This is a genomic window from Pseudomonas sp. NBRC 111138 (assembly GCF_001320835.1).
Classification (GTDB): Bacteria; Pseudomonadota; Gammaproteobacteria; order Pseudomonadales; family Pseudomonadaceae; genus Aquipseudomonas; species Aquipseudomonas paracarnis.
In genome coordinates this window covers 1-17,030 of sequence record NZ_BCBO01000174.1, presented here as the reverse complement: position 1 = coordinate 17,030, position 17,030 = coordinate 1, and the positions used below count along the sequence as shown (strand labels likewise).

Annotated in this window: 12 protein-coding genes, 1 tRNA gene and 1 pseudogene; 10 read left to right on the top strand and 4 right to left on the bottom strand. The window is 58.3% G+C overall.

The features are described from left to right. From APH41_RS27235 to APH41_RS27220, 4 genes are all read left to right on the top strand, one after another. On the top strand, positions 1 to 623 hold a 623-nt coding region (locus APH41_RS27235; protein ID WP_256220350.1), incomplete at its 5' end, for a DsbA family protein. Beyond that, entirely contained in the window at positions 616 to 2,418 is a 1,803-nt protein-coding gene (locus tag APH41_RS27230) for an ABC transporter ATP-binding protein (RefSeq protein ID WP_019817586.1), read from the top strand. The genes APH41_RS27235 and APH41_RS27230, both read left to right, overlap by 8 nt. 71 nt (positions 2,419 to 2,489) lie before the next feature. After that, a complete protein-coding gene (locus APH41_RS27225) occupies positions 2,490 to 4,952 on the top strand; it encodes an EAL domain-containing protein (protein ID WP_054922581.1) in 2,463 nt (820 codons plus the stop codon). 78 nt (positions 4,953 to 5,030) lie between these two features. Beyond that, positions 5,031 to 5,804 (top strand): TenA family transcriptional regulator, encoded by a 774-nt coding sequence (locus APH41_RS27220; RefSeq protein ID WP_153474739.1) that lies wholly within the window; start codon positions 5,031 to 5,033, stop codon positions 5,802 to 5,804. Between the two features lie 134 nt (positions 5,805 to 5,938). Here APH41_RS27220 and APH41_RS27215 read toward each other — a convergent pair whose 3' ends face one another. Beyond that, a complete protein-coding gene (locus tag APH41_RS27215; RefSeq protein WP_014719251.1) occupies positions 5,939 to 6,865 on the bottom strand; it encodes a GGDEF domain-containing protein in 927 nt (308 codons plus the stop codon). 411 nt (positions 6,866 to 7,276) lie between these two features. Continuing rightward, entirely contained in the window at positions 7,277 to 8,407 is a 1,131-nt protein-coding gene (gene lldD, locus APH41_RS27210; protein ID WP_034126164.1) for an FMN-dependent L-lactate dehydrogenase LldD, read from the bottom strand. A gap of 99 nt (positions 8,408 to 8,506) precedes the next feature. Here lldD and APH41_RS27205 point away from each other — a divergent pair, with 99 nt between their 5' ends. The 3 genes and pseudogenes from APH41_RS27205 to APH41_RS28655 form a co-directional block, all read left to right on the top strand. Next, positions 8,507 to 9,430, top strand: coding sequence for a LysR family transcriptional regulator (locus APH41_RS27205; RefSeq protein WP_054922579.1), 924 nt, complete (start codon positions 8,507 to 8,509; stop codon positions 9,428 to 9,430). A gap of 33 nt (positions 9,431 to 9,463) precedes the next feature. Then, a tRNA-Asn gene (locus APH41_RS27200) sits at positions 9,464 to 9,539 on the top strand. A 112-nt stretch (positions 9,540 to 9,651) separates the two neighbouring features. Next, positions 9,652 to 9,848, top strand: a pseudogene (locus APH41_RS28655) (ParA family protein); the annotation flags it as partial. Positions 9,849 to 9,982: 134 nt separating this feature from the next. On the opposite strand, the gene APH41_RS27195 reads toward APH41_RS28655, so the two are convergent. Together APH41_RS27195 and APH41_RS27190 are read right to left on the bottom strand one after the other, a co-directional pair. After that, positions 9,983 to 10,657 carry a MarC family NAAT transporter gene (locus APH41_RS27195; protein WP_054922577.1) on the bottom strand — a complete coding sequence of 225 codons (675 nt, stop codon included), beginning with the start codon at positions 10,655 to 10,657 and terminating at the stop codon, positions 9,983 to 9,985. A 93-nt stretch (positions 10,658 to 10,750) separates the two neighbouring features. Continuing rightward, entirely contained in the window at positions 10,751 to 11,656 is a 906-nt protein-coding gene (locus tag APH41_RS27190; RefSeq protein WP_054922574.1) for a LysR family transcriptional regulator, read from the bottom strand. Positions 11,657 to 11,748: 92 nt separating this feature from the next. Between APH41_RS27190 and APH41_RS27185 the strand changes: the two genes are divergently transcribed. Genes APH41_RS27185 through APH41_RS27175 form a run of 3 tightly spaced genes read left to right on the top strand, consistent with a single transcriptional unit; the run spans position 11,749 to position 16,849 of the window. Then, on the top strand, positions 11,749 to 14,085 hold the full coding sequence (locus tag APH41_RS27185) for a membrane-bound PQQ-dependent dehydrogenase, glucose/quinate/shikimate family (RefSeq protein WP_082430516.1): 2,337 nt from the start codon (positions 11,749 to 11,751) through the stop codon (positions 14,083 to 14,085). A 39-nt stretch (positions 14,086 to 14,124) separates the two neighbouring features. Then, positions 14,125 to 15,762, top strand: a complete 1,638-nt coding sequence (locus APH41_RS27180; RefSeq protein WP_054896307.1) for a hypothetical protein — start codon at positions 14,125 to 14,127, stop codon at positions 15,760 to 15,762. Further along, positions 15,755 to 16,849: an HlyD family secretion protein gene (locus APH41_RS27175; RefSeq protein ID WP_054922572.1), complete on the top strand. Its 1,095-nt coding sequence runs from the start codon at positions 15,755 to 15,757 to the stop codon at positions 16,847 to 16,849. The genes APH41_RS27180 and APH41_RS27175 overlap by 8 nt, the downstream gene beginning before the upstream one ends. The last annotated feature ends 181 nt before the right edge of the window (positions 16,850 to 17,030 follow it).

The window sequence follows — 17,030 nt, the reverse complement described above, 5'->3', positions numbered from 1 at the left end:
TGCTCTATGTAATGGACCCGATGTGTTCCTGGTGCTGGGGCTTTGCCCCGGTGGCACAAGCGCTGGTGGAGCAGGCTCAGGCGGCCGGCGTGGACGTGCACCTGGTGGTGGGCGGCTTGCGCACCGGCAGCGGCGCGGCGCTGGAGCCGACTACCCGGCGCTACATCCTTGAACACTGGCAGGCCGTCACCGACGCCACCGGCCAGCCGTTCAAGCGAGAAGGCGCATTGCCCGACGGGTTTGTCTACGACACGGAGCCGGCATGCCGCGCTATCGTCACCGCACGCAGCCTGGCGCCGGATTGCGCCTGGAAGCTGCTGGGGCTGATCCAGCGTGCGTTCTATGTCGAAGGCCGGGACGTGACGCTCGCCCCTGTGCTGGTGGAGCTGGCCGAACAGGCCGGTATTCCACGTATCGAGTTTGCCGGCGAGTTCGACCGTGCCGATCAGCACGCGGCCACGGCGGCCGATTTCACTTGGGTGCAGGACCTGGGCATTGCCGGGTTCCCGACCCTGCTGGCCGAGCGCAACGGCCAGTTGGCCTTGCTGACCAATGGTTACCAGCCGCTGTCCGAGCTGTCGCCGTTACTGGGTCGATGGCTGGAGCGAGCTGCCTGTGTATGAACAGCCTCCACGCACCGACCGCCTGACCTGGGCAGAAATTCGCCGCCTGGCCCTGCGCCACAAGAAATCCCTGTGGGTCGCCAACGGTGTCGCCGTGCTCGCCACCCTGTGCAGCGTGCCTATCCCGCTGTTATTGCCGTTGCTGGTGGACGAAGTGCTGCTGGGCCATGGCGATGCCGCCCTCAAGGTGATGAACCACGCGCTGCCCCTGGGTTGGCAAAAAGCCGCTGGCTATATCGGCCTGATGCTCTTGGTCACCCTGGCCCTGCGCTGCGGCGCGCTGGTGTTCAACGTGGTGCAGGCGCGGCTGTTTGCGCGCTTGGCCAAGGACATCGTGTACCGCATCCGCGTGCGCCTGATCGAGCGTCTCAAGCGTATCTCTCTGGGTGAGTACGAAAGCCTGGGCAGCGGTACGGTCACCACTCATCTGGTGACCGACCTGGACACGCTGGACAAATTCGTGGGTGAAACCCTCAGCCGCTTCCTGGTGGCGATGCTGACCCTGGTCGGCACCTCGGCGATCCTGGTGTGGATGCATTGGCAACTGGCGTTGTTGATCCTGTTGTTCAACCCGTTGGTGATCTACGCCACGGTGCAGTTGGGCAAGCGCGTCAAGCACCTCAAGAAGCTGGAAAACGACAGTACTTCACGCTTTACCCAGGCGCTGACTGAAACCCTCGATGCCATCCAGGAAGTACGTGCCGGCAACCGCCAAGGCTTTTTCCTCGGGCGCCTGGGCCAGCGTGCCCAGGAAGTGCGTGACTACGCCATTCATTCCCAGTGGAAAACCGACGCGTCGAGCCGCGCCAGTGGCTTGCTGTTCCAGTTCGGCATCGACATCTTCCGCGCCGCGGCCATGCTCACCGTGCTGTTTTCCGACCTGTCCATCGGCCAGATGCTCGCGGTGTTCAGTTACCTGTGGTTCATGATTGGCCCGGTGGAACAACTGCTGAACCTGCAATACGCCTATTACGCGGCGGGCGGCGCGCTGTCGCGCATCAACGAGCTGCTGGCGCGTGCCGATGAGCCGCAATACCCAGGCGGCGCAGACCCGTTCAGCGGGCGCGAGACGGTCGGCATCGAAGTGCGTGGCCTCGACTTCGGCTACGGCGAAGAGCTGGTACTCAACCAGTTGAACCTGGCCATCGCACCGGGTGAAAAGGTGGCAATTGTCGGCGCCAGCGGCGGCGGTAAAAGCACCCTGGTGCAACTGTTGCTGGGGCTCTACACGCCGCAGGCCGGCAGCATTCGCTTTGGCACTGCCACCCAGCAGGAGATCGGCCTGGAGACCATCCGCGAGAACGTCGCGGTGGTGCTGCAACACCCTGCGCTGTTCAACGATACCGTGCGCGCCAACCTGACCATGGGCCGCACCCGCACCGATCAAGCCTGCTGGCAGGCGCTGGAAATCGCCCAACTGGATGCTACTGTCAAGGCACTGCCCTTGGGCCTGGACAGCGTGGTCGGGCGTTCGGGCGTGCGCTTTTCCGGTGGTCAGCGGCAACGCCTGGCGATTGCCCGCATGGTGCTCGCCGAGCCTAAAGTGGTGATTCTGGACGAGGCCACGTCTGCATTGGATGCGGCGACCGAGTACAACCTGCACCAGGCACTGGCGCGGTTTCTCAGCGGGCGTACTACACTGATCATCGCTCACCGGCTGTCTGCGGTGAAGCAGGCTGACCGAGTGTTGGTGTTCGATGGCGGGCACATCGCCGAGGATGGCGACCATCAGCAGTTGATTGCCGATGGTGGGTTGTACGCCAAACTGTACGGACACTTGCAACAAGTGCGTTGATTTAGCTTAGGCTGTGCTATCGGGAGCGGATTTTCGCGTGCGTATTAAGCTGTGCATGTGTAAGGGACTTCATGAAGCAAAAGCGGACTCTCGGAACGCCACGCCTGTTGGGTATTGTCTGGCCCTTCATCGCCGTCGTGTTGTTCCAGGCATTGTTAGGCTGCGTCAGTCTCTACGTGCTTTCGGCAGTGCGGGGCTATGTTGCGGGCGAAAGCCTGTGGTCCAAGGGCCAGAAGGATGCCATCTACTACCTGACCCTCTACGCCGATAACCGCAACGACGCCACCTACCTCAAATACCAGCAGGCCATTGCCGTGCCCCAGGGTGGGCATGAATTGCGCATTGCCCTGGACCGTCCCAATCCAGACATGGAGGCCGCGCGCCTGGGTATCCTCAAGGGCGGCAACCATCCGGACGACGTTTCCAGCCTGATCTGGCTGTACCTCAACTTCCGCCATTTCAGCTACCTGGAAAAAGCCATTGAGCTGTGGACGGTGGGCGACGGCTATCTGCTGCAGTTGGATGAGCTGGCCCAGGAGATGCACGGCGCCATTACCTCCGGCTACGTCGGCAGTGACGATGTCCATAGTTGGAAGGCGCGCATCACGGCCATCAATGAAGGGGTGACGCCCGCCGCCAAAGCCTTCAGCGATGCCCTGGGCGAAGGTTCGCGGATGATCCTGCGCCTGTTGTTGATCACCAACCTGGCGACGGCCTTGGGCCTGATCGTGTTGGCGCTGCTGCGCACCCACAAGCTGCTGGCCCAGCGTCATGCCTTTGCCGATGCGCTGCAAGCGGAGAAGGAGCGGGCGCAGATTACATTGGAGTCGATTGGCGACGGGGTGATTACCACCGATGTCGACGGGGCCATTGCCTATATGAACCCTGCCGCTGAAGCCTTGACCCACTGGCGCTCGGAGCAGGCCCAGGGCCTGCCGCTGGCGGCGTTGTTCAAGCTTTTGAATGAAAATGCCGAGCCCGACGGATTCACTCTGATTGAGCACATCGTCAAGGGCCAGTTCAGCGGCGGCAGCGAGCATTCCAAGCTGATCCAGCGCCTGGACGGCAGCACGGTCTCGGTCACCCTGGTGGGCGCGCCGATCCGCAGCGCCGGCAAGATCAGCGGTGCGGTCCTGGTGCTGCACGACATGACCCAGGAACGCCAGTACATCGCCAATCTTTCCTGGCAGGCCACCCATGACGCCTTGACCGGCCTGGCCAACCGTCGCGAGTTCGAGTTCCGCCTTGAACAGGTGCTGCAACAGGTCGCGCGCCAGCAAAGTGGGCGACATGCCTTGATGTTCCTCGACCTCGACCAGTTCAAGCTGGTCAATGACACCTGTGGGCACGCGGCAGGCGATGAATTGTTGCGTCACATCTGCGCGCTGTTGCAATCAGACTTGCGCGAAGGCGATACCCTGGCTCGGTTGGGCGGGGACGAGTTTGGCATCCTGCTGGAAAACTGCCCGGCGCCGGTGGCGGAAAAAATCGCCGAGAGCCTGCGCCATACCGTGCAAAGCTTGCACTTCGTGTGGAAGGGGCGGCCCTTCATGACCACTGTCAGCATCGGCCTGGTGCATATCTCGCAAACCCCGACCACCCTGGAAACCTCCCTGCGCGCCGCCGATATGGCGTGCTACATGGCCAAGGAAAAGGGGCGCAACCGGGTGCAGGTCTACCACGTCGACGACTCGGAATTGTCTCTGCGGTTTGGCGAGATGGCCTGGGTACAGCGGCTGCATATCGCCCTGGAGGAAGATCGCTTTTGCCTCTACGCCCAGGAAATCGCGCCGTTGGGCCCTACCGACGCTGGCAATGGGCACATCGAAATTCTCCTGCGCCTGCATGACGAAGCGGGGCGGATCATTTTACCCAACAGTTTTATTCCGGCTGCCGAGCGCTACGGTTTGATGACGTCCCTGGACCGTTGGGTAGTGGAAAACGTATTCAAGATTATCGCCCGCTGCATGCATGAACGTCCGGGCCGACCCATGGCCATGTGTGCGATTAATCTGTCAGGCATCACCATTGGCGATGATGACTTTTTGGGTTTTTTACGTCAGAAATTCGATAGTTACAGCATTCCACCGGAAATGATTTGTTTTGAAATAACTGAAACGAGCGCTATAGCCAATTTGGGCAGTGCGATTCGATTTATTAATGAACTCAAAGCGTTAGGGTGCCATTTTTCCCTGGATGACTTTTGCGCCGGAATGTCCTCATTCGCATATTTGAAACATTTACCTGTAGACTTCCTGAAGATCGATGGAAGTTTCGTAAAGGATATGCTGGACGACCCGATTAACCGCGCCATGGTCGAGGTGATCAACCACATCGGCCACGTCATGGGTAAGCGCACGATTGCCGAGTTTGTTGAAACACCCCAGATCGAACAGGCTTTACTTGAGATAGGTGTGGATTACGCTCAGGGCTACCTGATTGAACGCCCGCAATTGTTTACCTTTGATAGCCTGCAGTGCCGACCTGAGCGGCCGCAGCCTCTGTTATTCAAGGCGCCCGGCACTTTCCGCTGAAACATTTGCTGGTCTGTACAATCACACTTGAAAAGGAGCCCCACAGTGATCGACACATTCAACAGAACCGGCCCGCTTATGGAAGCCTCGAGTTACCCCGCCTGGGCGCAGCAACTGATCCAGGACTGTAGCGAGAGCAAGCGTCGGGTTGTCGAGCACGAACTGTACCAGCGCATGCGCGACAACGCCCTCAGCGCCAAGACCATGCGCCACTACCTGATTGGTGGTTGGCCGGTGGTGGAACAGTTTGCCTTGTACATGGCGCAGAACCTGACCAAGACCAAGTTTGCCCGCCATCCTGGGGAGGATATGGCGCGCCGTTGGCTGATGCGCAACATTCGCGTGGAGCTCAACCATGCCGACTATTGGGTCAATTGGGCGCGGGCTCACGGCGTCAGCCTTGAAGAACTCCAAGCGCAGGAGGTGCCGCCCGAGTTGCACGCCCTGAGTCATTGGTGCTGGCACACCAGCTCGGCGGATGCGTTGATCGTCGCGATTGCCGCCACCAACTACGCGATCGAGGGGGCGACGGGGGAGTGGTCCGCCGTGGTCTGCTCTACCGGTGTGTATGCTGCCGCCTTCCCTGAGGAAGATCGCAAGCGGGCGATGAAGTGGCTGAAGATGCACGCCCAATACGACGATGCCCACCCTTGGGAAGCCCTGGAAATCATCTGCACACTGGCCGGGACCAACCCCAGCAAGGCCTTGCAGGAAGAGTTGCGCCAGGCGGTGTGCAAGAGCTACGACTACATGCACTTGTTCCTGGAAAGCTGCATGCGTCTAGAGAATGCGGAAAAAGACAAGGCGCCAGCCGTTCGCGAGCGCCCTGTGCGCATCGCCAGCGAGGCGTGATGTAACGGTTCGGATGGTATTTGTGGCGAGGGAGCTTGCTCCCGTTGGACTGCGTAGCAGGCTCATTCTTTTTAAATAAAGAACGGTGCCGCTTCGCGCCCCAGCGAGAGCAAGCTCCCTCGCCACAACTGGCCTTATCCCGCCATCGCCAAGCGGTTGCGACCTTCGCGCTTGGCCACGTACAACGCATTGTCGGCCCGGCGCAGCAGGCTTTCAGCCGACTCGGCCGCCAGCAGCGTAGAACAGCCGAGGCTCACGGTCAGTTCGATTCGCGTGCCCTCCACCCAGTAGTCCTGGGCTTGCGCCGCCTGGCGCAGGCGTTCTCCCACCATTCTCGCGGCATCGCGACCGGTGTTGGAGAGCAGGATCAAAAACTCTTCCCCGCCAAACCGAAACACCATGTCCACGTTGCGCAGCTGGCGTTTGATCGCCCCGGCTACGGCGCGCAGTACGCTGTCGCCCGCAGCATGCCCATGGGTGTCGTTGATTTTCTTGAAGTGGTCGATGTCCAGCATCAACAACGACAGCGGGTGCAAGTGCCGACGTGCCATGTCGATTTCTCGCTGCAGCGTCTGGTCCATGGCCACACGGTTGCCGGTTTCGGTCAACGGGTCACGCAGGGCGCTGCGGGTGGCGGCGCGGTAGAGCAGGGCGTTGCGCATCGGATAAAGCAAGGTCACCAGCAGGAGTTCGAGTTGGCTCAGTTCTTCTTCAAGCAACCGCTGGTTGCGACGAAAGACCAGTTCCCCCAGGTGTTCGCCTTCATGGCTCAGGGTGTAGCTGACGGAGTGATGACCCCGGTGGCCAAACTCCAGGCGCAGGTCGCTGGCGGCGTGACGGTATTGCAACGCGTCCAGCGGAACCAGGCGCTGAACCTCACGAAAGAACAGGCCCAGGATGCGCTCCGGCTCCAGGCTGGTCTGCAACTGCTGGTTCAGTTGCTGGCGAAGTTCGGCGAGGGTGGCGGGGCGGCGTGGGCGCAAGGATGGCTGGCCAAATCCCAGGCGTTGCAATTTGGCACTGTCAAAGTCAATTGCGTTGGTCTGGGTGGGGGTTTTCATAAGCGCGTGGCCTCTAAGCACTGGGCTGTCTTACAGGCGGGATGAGGGTGGCGAGTGCCAAGCGTCTTACTGATCCTTCAGTTCCGTAAAACATTGGAAACAGTTTAAACCGCTTTTCATTGGGTTATAACCCCATGGCACTGCCGCACGTCTTGTCATCGCCGAACCTGCTTGAACAGTACTAGAGCGAGATTCATGCCAAGTGTCTTTAGTTGGGAAAAATACTTATAAATCAATTAACTAATTTTTAAATAAGAAAAGTCCGTTAAAGCATGGCGCCAGTTATTTGGCTGATTTGGGCCAGCGTTGCCGCCGGCCCGGTTGACGTAACTGTTTCGGTGGGGCGAGTTGCTTGTCGCAAATAAACAACGCTTCGTTATTCGTGAACAAAGTACACCGCACCCATCACCACTAGACCAAGGTGGTACGGTCGATTTGCGCGATGGAGGTGACCCCGGTCAGGGTCATGGCCACGCGCATTTCCTTGGCGAAGATGTCCAGCAGATTCTCTACCCCATGCTGGCCCTCGGCGGCCAGCGCGTAGGCGGTGGCGCGCCCCAGCAGGCACGCCTTGGCGCCCAGGGCGAGCATGCGCACCACGTCGAGCCCGGAGCGAATGCCGGAGTCCACCAGCACGGTCAAGTCATCGCCCACCGCTTCGGCAATTGGCGGCAACGCCTTGGCCGTGGACAGCACCCCGTCGAGCTGGCGGCCGCCATGGTTGGAGACCACGATGCCGTCGGCACCGAAACTCACCGCGTCCTTGGCATCCTGAGGGTCGAGGATGCCCTTGATGATCATCGGGCCTTTCCAGAACTCGCGGATCCACTCCAGGTCTTTCCAACTGATGGATGGGTCGAAGTTGTTGGCCAGCCAACCAATGTAGTCCTCCAGGTGGGTGGGTTTGCCCAGGTATTTGGAAATATTGCCCAGGTCGTGAGGGCGGCCCATCAAGCCCACGTCGAAGGCCCACTGCGGCTTGGTCACCGCCTGCAACATGCGTCGCTGCGCTGCGTAGGGGCCAGACATGCCCGAGTGCGCATCGCGGTAGCGTGCGCCGGGTGTGGGCATATCCACCGTGAATACCAGGGTGGTCACGCCGGCGGCCTGCGCCCGCTCCAGAGCGTTGCGCATGAAGCCGCGATCCTTGAGCACATACAGCTGGAACCAGATCGACTGCGGGCTTTGCGAGGCCACTTCCTCAATCGAACACACCGACACTGTCGACAGGCAAAAAGGGATGTTTTTGTTGGCCGCCGCCTTGGCTGCTTGCACTTCACCGCGTCGCGCATACATGCCGGTCAGGCCGACCGGGCTAAGGATGACCGGCATCGCCAGTTCGGTACCGAACAGCTGGGTGGTGAGGCTCAGGTCGTCGACATTGCGCAGGATGCGTTGGCGCAGGCTGATCTCGGCCAGGTCCGAACTGTTGGCGCGCAGTGTGTGCTCGGCGTAGGCACCGCCGTCGATGTAATCGAACAGAAAGCGCGGCAACTTGCGCTTGGCCGCAGCGCGGTAATCGGAAGCGGACGAGATGATCATCAACAGTGTCTCCCTGGGCAAAGTGCTACACCCTAAGCAAAGTTATGCCATGATGAAAACAACTTTTATCACTGTCATCCAGTCACTAAAGGAATACTGATGAACCTGCGAACCTTGCGTGCGTTTGTCGAAGTGGTGCGCCAGGGCGGGTTCTCCCAGGCGGCGGAAGTGGTTGCCCTGACCCAGTCCACCGTGAGCAAAGCGGTCAAGACCCTTGAGGACGAACTGGGCATGCCGTTGCTCAATCGTCTCGGCCACAGGAATGAACTCACCGCCGCTGGCGAAATTGCCTACCGCCGCGCCTTGGTGATGCTCGCCGAACGCACCGACTTGATGGCTGAAATCAACGACCTGCGCGGCCTCCAGCGCGGCGTGCTGCGCATCGGCCTGCCGCCGGTAGGGTGCGGCGTGTTGTTTGCGGCGATGTTCGCCACTTACCGCAGCCGTTACCCGGGCATCGACATCGAACTGACCGAGTACGGCAGTAAAAGGCTGCGCGAATGCCTGGAAGCAGGGGAGGTGGACCTCGCCGCCTTGCTGCTGCCGGTTGATGAAGGTTTTGACTACCAACCGGTGCGCAACGAGCCATTGATCGCCGTATTGCCCATGGGTCACCCACTGGCCCAGCGCGAGCGCATCGACTTCACCGACCTGGCCGACTCACCCTTCATCCTGTTCGAGGCCGGCTTTGCCCTCAATGCCAAGATCCTCAGCGCCTGTGAACGCAAAGGCGTGACACCCAAAGTCACCGCCCGCAGTGGGCAAATAGACTTTATCGTCGACCTGGTCACCGCCGGGCTGGGCGTCGCCTTCCTGCCTAGGATGCTGGCGCACAAACACCAACATCCCGGCATCGCCTTGATCCCCCTGGACGAGCCTCATACCGATTGGCACATCGCCCTGGCCTGGCGCGCGAGCGCCCACTTGCCGCCGGCGGCAAGGGCCTGGCTGGATTTGGCCAAGGAACCGCCGTATTCAAGCGAGCAGGGGGACGATTTGCGGAAAATTTCTGAGGACGCTTGACTTCTTCTTTTTAATCAGTAACATACGGCGCATTCCGCGATAGCTCAGTTGGTAGAGCAAATGACTGTTAATCATTGGGTCCCTGGTTCGAGTCCAGGTCGTGGAGCCAGATAGAGAAAAGCCTGTAGAAATACAGGCTTTTTTTTGCTTGGGATTTGACCCAGCAATCCAGACGCTTAGCATGACGCCATCTCTAATCCTTCGATTCAGAGGTAAGGCCAATGAAAGTCGCTGCAGTCGTTTCAACCAAAGGCGGGCCGGGGAAAACCGCGGTTGGCGCCAATCTAGGCGCGTTCTGCGCCGACGCGTGTCATTGGACCTTACTGATCGATCTCGATCCCAGCCGTCACTGTCCTTGTTCTATACGCTAATGCGTGAGGCGCCGGGCGGGACCTACCAACTGATCGTTAATAATGAAATGCCTCCGCGGAGCGCTTTCTTCTGTCGGTAATGAGGTGAAGCGCTGAGCCAGGCATTTGATAAAATTGCTAGCGAATGTGGCCGCGGAAGTATCAACGGCCTTTAATAATTCACTATTATGAAAAACTATGATCAGTGCATAGGTGTAGACGCTAATTCAAAACCACCATTGATAACGAACTGAACGCCCATACAAACCAATAGAAAACCAACGACTCGGGAAATTGCATCGATTCCTGACTCACCAAGCACTTTCATGATTCGCCCCGAACATCGTAAAGCTATCCAGAAAATAAGCGCAGTAATGATGAATACGGTTGCGGCTGCAAGGTGAATGACGAGTGGCAGGGTCTGGTAGGTCGACTGCAGGGTAGAGGCGGAACTGATAAGCAACGCTATCGTGCCTGGGCCTGCTGCACCAGGAAGAGCTAAAGGTACAAATGACAGATCGCGGAAATGTGGGGTTGATTTCTCTTTCTCTGAAAGGAAATCTTTCTGAACCTCCGTTTCGTCAGGTGTCGTTGCTGGAAAAAGCATGGCGAAACCGATGTAGGTAACGATCAGGCCTCCGGCTATTCTCAAGCCGGGAACAGATATTCCGAATACCTGCATTACCAGGCTGCCTCCGTAGAAGCTGACAAACATAATCAGAGCTACATACAAGCTTGCCTTCAGGACTTGCCGGTTACGCTCTACTGTAGGCAGCTTTCCTCCAAGGCCTAGTAAAAGGGAGATGCTAGTTAGAGGATTGGCCATAGGAAGCAGGGCTAATAGTCCAATAAGAACATGATGAAAGTAATTGCCCATAGTGTTTTTACTCGGTTATGCAACGAATAGGAGGCTATAAGATTATTAAGGTCGTACGTCATCTGCCCTAACGAGCCGATATCAAGTCAGGGCTCAATCGGGAAAGTATTTTTTTGCCTCTTCCGTGGTATAGCGCAGAAAGATCTGCACCGCCTGCGGAATCAAGCGTCGTGAGAGTAGAAAAGCATACAGCGACATGTTCTGGAGGGTATAGCCAGGTAAAACACGTACCAGTTTGCCGCTCTCTACGGCGTCATTGGCGCTGGGCAAATTGAACTGCGCGATGCCAAGTCCGCGCAGAGTAAGGTCCATGCGCGCATCGTTCGGTGTGGCAAGCAGGATAGCTTGCACCGGCGTCAGGTGTTTATGTCCTTGGGGGTCGATCAGCTCCCACTCGGGTTCTCCCTGACGCCCAAGGCAGGGCCATTGCAGGAGATCGTCCGGTACACGCGGAGGTTTCCTGCCGGCCAGTAACAGGGGAGAAGCGAATAACCCTTGTGGCATTGAACAGATTGGCCGAGCAACCAGCGACTTGTTAATCACTTCGGCGCGGCGATGACTGAAGTAGACATCCACTGGCTCTTCAAGGGGGTTTGGCACGCGTGTGCTGGCCTCCACTTCAAAATGAATTTCGTGCTGTTCTTCCAGCATTCGAGCGATAGCCGGGTTGATAAACCAGTGCACAACCTCGGGCGATCCGACGACCCGGATGCGTCCTCTAATTTTTCCATCATCCGACTTGATCGCGCTTTCGACCTCTTGAAGGCCTTCGAACAAGGGCGCGATTTCGCTATAGAGCCGCTCGCCCGGGTCCGTCAATCGCATAGAGGGCATCCGATTGAACAAGCGCAGACCCAGGTGCTCCTCCAGCCGGGTCACGGCGCGACTGATGCTTGAAGTGTTCTGCCCAAGCCGTTCAGCCGCACGGCTGAAGTTCAATGTTTCCGCGGCAACGAGGAAGGTGTGGTATTCGCTCCACATGGCGTTGCTTTTATGCAATGTATAGTTGCTCCATATGGCATGGCTAAAATTAATAGGCTAACACTATCATCACCAAGTCTGAGAGCCATTTAGCGTATAGGAGTTCAACTGTGACCTCGATAAATCGTATTTTTGCCAGCCTAGTTGCCTTGATGGGGCTGGGGCTATTGTTAGGTGGAGCTTACCTCTTAACCCTTGGCGGATCGTTTTATTACGTGCTGGCCGGATGGGCCTATCTGAGCGCTGGCGTCATGCTTTGGCGTAGGCAAGTTTGTGGAGTATGGCTGCTGGTAGTAGTTGCCGTGCTAAGTATTCCATGGGCGCTTTGGGAATCGGGTGCGTTCTATTGGGCGCTGTTTCCGCGCCTGCTCGTACCTGCATCGGTGGCGAGCATCGGCTTGCTCCTACTATCCTCATGGTGGCCTGCGGGCGCGCGGCGTCGGATGCGTGGCCTTGGTGTTCTAGCGCTATTAGGGACAGTTGTATTTTTCGGGTTTGCCTTTACTCCGCACGGCGTCGTCTCGCCTGTCGCGGGCACACCTTTTACTGCAGCAGCCACAAACACCACACCTTCGAATTGGTCCGCATATGGCCGAACCACGGCGGGGACGCGCTACGCGCCCTTTACGCAGATCAACCGTGACAACGTTCAGGACCTGAAACTGGCCTGGACCTATCGTACCGGCGCGAAGATCGGGCTGGGCAATGGCGCCGTGGATTCGAACACCCCATTGCAAATTGAAGATACGTTGTTCACTTGCACACCCGATGATCGCATTGCTGCCATCGATGCAGATACGGGGATAGAACGTTGGAAATTCGATACCCATAGTGCATCTCCTATCTGGAACCGTTGTCGCGGCCTGGGTTACTACAAACTTAAGGAGGCGCCGGCTGATGGCGTCTGTGCGGAACGAATCGTCAATTCCACCATCGATGCGCGCTTGATCGAACTAGACGCCAAGACCGGCAAGCAGTGCCCAGGTTTTGGCAGCAACGGCGTCGTCGACCTGAAGCAGGGCATGGGCGACGTTAAGCCTGGGTTCTACTTTCAGACATCCGCGCCGCTGGTGGCGCGCGACTACATTATTATCAGTGGCTGGGTAGTTGATAACTACAGTCGCGGTGAGCCATCAGGCGTGATCCGCGCCTTTGATGCCCGCACCGGCGCACTGGCATGGGCGTGGGACCTGGGCAACCCGGACATAACCGGCTTGCCACCGGCGGGGCAGACCTACACGCCCGGCACGCCCAACATGTGGACCGCCGCTGCCTATGACGACCAGTTGGGTCTTATCTATGCGCCGCTGGGAAATGCCACGCCGGACTTTTTCGGCATGGAGCGACCACCGCACTCGGATGAATACAACTCTTCCCTTGTCGCCCTCGATATCATGACGGGCCGCCCGAAATGGAAATTCCAGACCGTCCATCACGACATCTGGGACTACGACTTGCCTTCTCAACCCGCGCTGGTCGATTTGCCTGACGGCCAAGGCGGAACCATCCCCGGGGTATTGCAAACCACCAAGCGTGGCCAGCTTTTCCTGCTAAATCGCGCCACCGGGGAGCCGATTGCGGACGTCGTCGAAAAGCCCGTGCCTACGGCCGGTGCGGTACCTGAAGAAAAGCTTTCGCCTACACAGCCTTATTCGGTAGGGATGCCGACTATCGGTGCCGAACACCTCACCGAGAAGAAGATGTGGGGGGCAACCATGTTCGACCAACTCATGTGCCGCATCCTTTTCAAGCAACTGCGCTATGAGGGTGATTTCACGCCGATCGGTCTGACCAAGGCACTGGATCAGCCGGGCAATGCAGGAGGATTGAACTGGGGCAGCGTCTCCTACGACCCCGTTAATCATCTGGCTTACATGAACGATATTCGGGTACCGAACGTCTTTTGGTTGATGCCTCGTGATGAGTTCAATACTTGGACAAAAACCCACCAGATCGAGGTGAGCGGACATGGGCCGTCACCGCAGTTGAAAACACCTTACGGTCAAGCCATCTATATCTGGATGTCATCCCTAGGGGTTCCGTGCAACCAGCCACCCTATGGGACCGTCACAGCGGTCGATCTGAATACGCACAAGGTAGCCTGGCAAGTGCCGGCTGGCACCACAGAGCGATTGGGGCCACTGGGTATCGCATCACACCTGCCTATGCCCATGGGCATGCCAACTTATGCAGGAACGATGACCACGGCTGGCGGCCTCGTATTCTTTGCGGGTTATCAGGACTACTACATCCGGGCATACGACGGGCAAAGTGGCAAACTCGTCTGGGAGCATGAATTACCGGTCGGCTCCAGCGCCACGCCGATTTCCTACGTCTCGCCGACGACGGGCAAACAGTACGTTGTCATTTCCGTAGGCGGGGCAGCGCATTCTCCCGACACCGGTGACTATGTAATGGCCTTCAGCCTGCCGACATCCCAACCGTGAAGCGTCTGCAGCGACAGCAAAAGAAGGCGTTACCTGCACATGGCCAGCGCTGAATACGTGTTCAAAGCTGACGAGAAACCGGCGATGGCGGGCAGTCCTTATAAGCCCAAGCTGTCGCCGGCCAGGCGTGCCATCTATTTTGTCGTAGGCTTATTCCTCGGAACCTGCACGACGCTGTGCAACGGCCTGGTGGCGAGCAATCTAGGCGTAATCTCTGGCTCTATTGGCGAGTACACGGCTCAGGTCTCATGGTTGGTGGCAGTTTTTTTGGCGATCAATGCCAGCGCCAACCTGACCTTGGTCAAGGCCCGGATGCAGTTCGGAATCCCTTTGGTTACGGCAAGCATTGTCGGTACCTACATCGCTGCCTGCGTGCTGCAGTTACTGTGGCCCACTCTGACAACTGCGGTCATTGCCACGGCGATCAACGGCTTGATGTGCGCGACGTTGATCGCCTTGAGTACCTATTATCTGATGCAGGCCCTAGCCCCATCGGCCCAGCCGATGGCCCTGATTATCAGCGTAGGGCTTACCCAGATAGGATCGCCGGTGGCGCGCATGATTCCCGTGGAATTTCTCGCCTCGGAACATTGGCTGGGGCTGCACTTGTTGAATCTGGGCATTGGTATGGCGGTGTTGGGTGTGACGTTGGCGGTGCCTTTGCCACGCAGTGATAGGGCCAGCGTGTTTTCTGCCTCGGACGCAGTGGTGATTGTATTGCTGGTTTCATCCTTCCTGCTGTTTGCCGGTGTGCTTGGCCTCGGCCGGAGCTATTGGTGGACCGACGCGCCCTTTCTCGGCTGGATGCTGGTGGCGGCTATCTCGTTGCTGGTGACGGTGGTGTTCATTGAACGACGTCGGCGTCAGCCGCTGTTGCAATTGGAATGGCTGGGCAGTTTCGACTTGATGCGTTTTGTTGCGATTGCGCTGCTGGTTCGGCTATCGCTGGCCGAGCAGACTTTCGGCTCGGTAGGTTTGCTATCAATGGGCGGGCTCAATAACGATCAGTTGCGTGTCCTGTTTGCGTGCGTACTGGTGTCGATGCTGATGGGGATCGTCGTCGCTTGCCTGACGTTGTCGCCCAAACGTATCCCCTGGCAGGTCATGGTCGCGGCGTTGTTTATCGCAACGGGAGCGTATCTGGACTCGCAATCCACCAGCCTCACGCGTGCGCCGCAACTGTACCTGAGCCAGTGTTTGATTGGGTTCGGTGCGACGCTGTTCATCGGGCCTGCCTTGATCTTTGGCTTTCTCAAACTGTTCGCGAAGGGACCTCAGTACATGATCACGCTCGTGGTCCTGTACGGGGCGAGCCAGAGTATCGGTAGCCTGGCAGGGTCGGCTGTAATGGGCAGCTACGAGTTCATCAGAACCCAGTCCCATATCGCTAGCCTGGCGGACAGTACGCCGATCACCAATCCTCTTGTCGTAGCGCGCCTCGGCATTGGCGAGGCGTTGCTTTCGAGTCATATAGCCGACCCGGAACAGCGTCAGAAACAGGGCAGCAAGCTGCTAGGACAAGCGTTGCAGCAACAGGCTAGCGTACTGGCATTCAATGACGTCTTTCGCATCGTGTCAGTGCTGGCTTTTGGCACCGCGATGTATGTGTTTTATCTGCAGATGTCGGCTTTTTTCCTCTCGCGCATCCGTCGCGAGCCTGAGAACGTAAATGACTGATTCCATGACTGCTCCATCGGATGTTGAACACACTGCTTCTCATTGGTCGCCCCCGCCCCGTGGCCGTTTGCAAGGCATCATCATGGTGCTGGCTGCGATTGGCGTTATTACGATCGTCCTGTACATCTGGAAGTTGCCGCCTTTTGACGCAGGTCTGCAACAGACAGATAACGCCTATGTGAGGGGGAGAACCACGGTGATTGCCCCTCAGGTCAGCGGCTATATCGTCCAGGTGGCCGGGCAAGATTTCGCGCAGGTCAAGCGAGGCGAGGTCCTTGTGCGTATTGACGATGAGGTCTATCAGGCGCAGGTAGATGAGGCGACGGCCAATCTTGGCGTCGCCAATGCCGACCTCTCCAACAACCAGCAGGCGCACGCTGCTCGCATGGCGGGCATCGAGAGTCAAGTTGCAGCTATGGCCAGTGCGCAGGCGCGCTTATTGCGTGCCCGCGCTGACATGCAGCGCGCAAACGCGTTGGTCATGGATGGCGCCATTTCTACGCGCGAGCGCGACCAGGCACGAGCCGATTTCAGTCAAGCCCAGGCCGAGGTACAGCAGGCGGGTGCGCAAGAGTCGATTGCTCGGGAGGAGTTGCGTACCGTGGATGTCGGCCGTGAAGGTCTGGAAGCCCAGGTGCGGGTGGCACAGGCAAAACTGCGTGCGGCTCAGATTGATCTTAATCACACGGTCATCCAGGCGCCGGAGGATGGCGTGCTCGGAGAAGTGGGCGTGCGGTTGGGCCAATTCGTGACCCACGGTACACAATTGATGTCGGTAGTGCCCGCTGATCACTGGATAGTCGCGAACTACAAGGAGGCGCAGACTAAGGCTATTGCGCCCGGGCAGATCGCGACGCTCAGGATTGATGCGTTAGGAGGGGCGACGCTAAAGGGGCATGTCGAGCGGCTCTCACCAGCGACGGGCTCGGAATTCGCGGTGCTCAAGCCGGACAATGCAACGGGCAATTTCGTCAAGGTACCGCAGCGTATCGGGGTGCGCATATCTGTTGATCCGGACCAGCCTTTCGAGTCTTCGCTGCGCCCGGGCATGTCGGTTGAGGTCGATGTCGATACGCTTCATCGGTGAGGAGGCGGCTATCAGCATTCAGTTGCTGTTGAGAGTCCCAGGACCCCTCCGTGAATTTCCCTGGCTTCTTACGAGCTGAAAGCATCAGCGCTTTTTGAGCATCATTGAGTTCGCGGAACCGGGCGATTTTGTTGACCTCGTCAGGCGGTATGTTCATACATATCCACCACTCAATCATGTT

Coding starts and splice junctions, on each gene's coding strand:
- APH41_RS27195 (WP_054922577.1), bottom strand. CDS start 10,657: ATGGGCAATTACTTTCATCATGTTCTTATTGGACTATTAGCCCTGCTT.
- APH41_RS27215 (WP_014719251.1), bottom strand. CDS start 6,865: ATGAAAACCCCCACCCAGACCAACGCAATTGACTTTGACAGTGCCAAA.
- APH41_RS27180 (WP_054896307.1), top strand. CDS start 14,125: ATGGCCAGCGCTGAATACGTGTTCAAAGCTGACGAGAAACCGGCGATG.
- lldD (WP_034126164.1), bottom strand. CDS start 8,407: ATGATCATCTCGTCCGCTTCCGATTACCGCGCTGCGGCCAAGCGCAAG.
- APH41_RS27225 (WP_054922581.1), top strand. CDS start 2,490: ATGAAGCAAAAGCGGACTCTCGGAACGCCACGCCTGTTGGGTATTGTC.
- APH41_RS27175 (WP_054922572.1), top strand. CDS start 15,755: ATGACTGATTCCATGACTGCTCCATCGGATGTTGAACACACTGCTTCT.
- APH41_RS27220 (WP_153474739.1), top strand. CDS start 5,031: ATGGAAGCCTCGAGTTACCCCGCCTGGGCGCAGCAACTGATCCAGGAC.
- APH41_RS27205 (WP_054922579.1), top strand. CDS start 8,507: ATGAACCTGCGAACCTTGCGTGCGTTTGTCGAAGTGGTGCGCCAGGGC.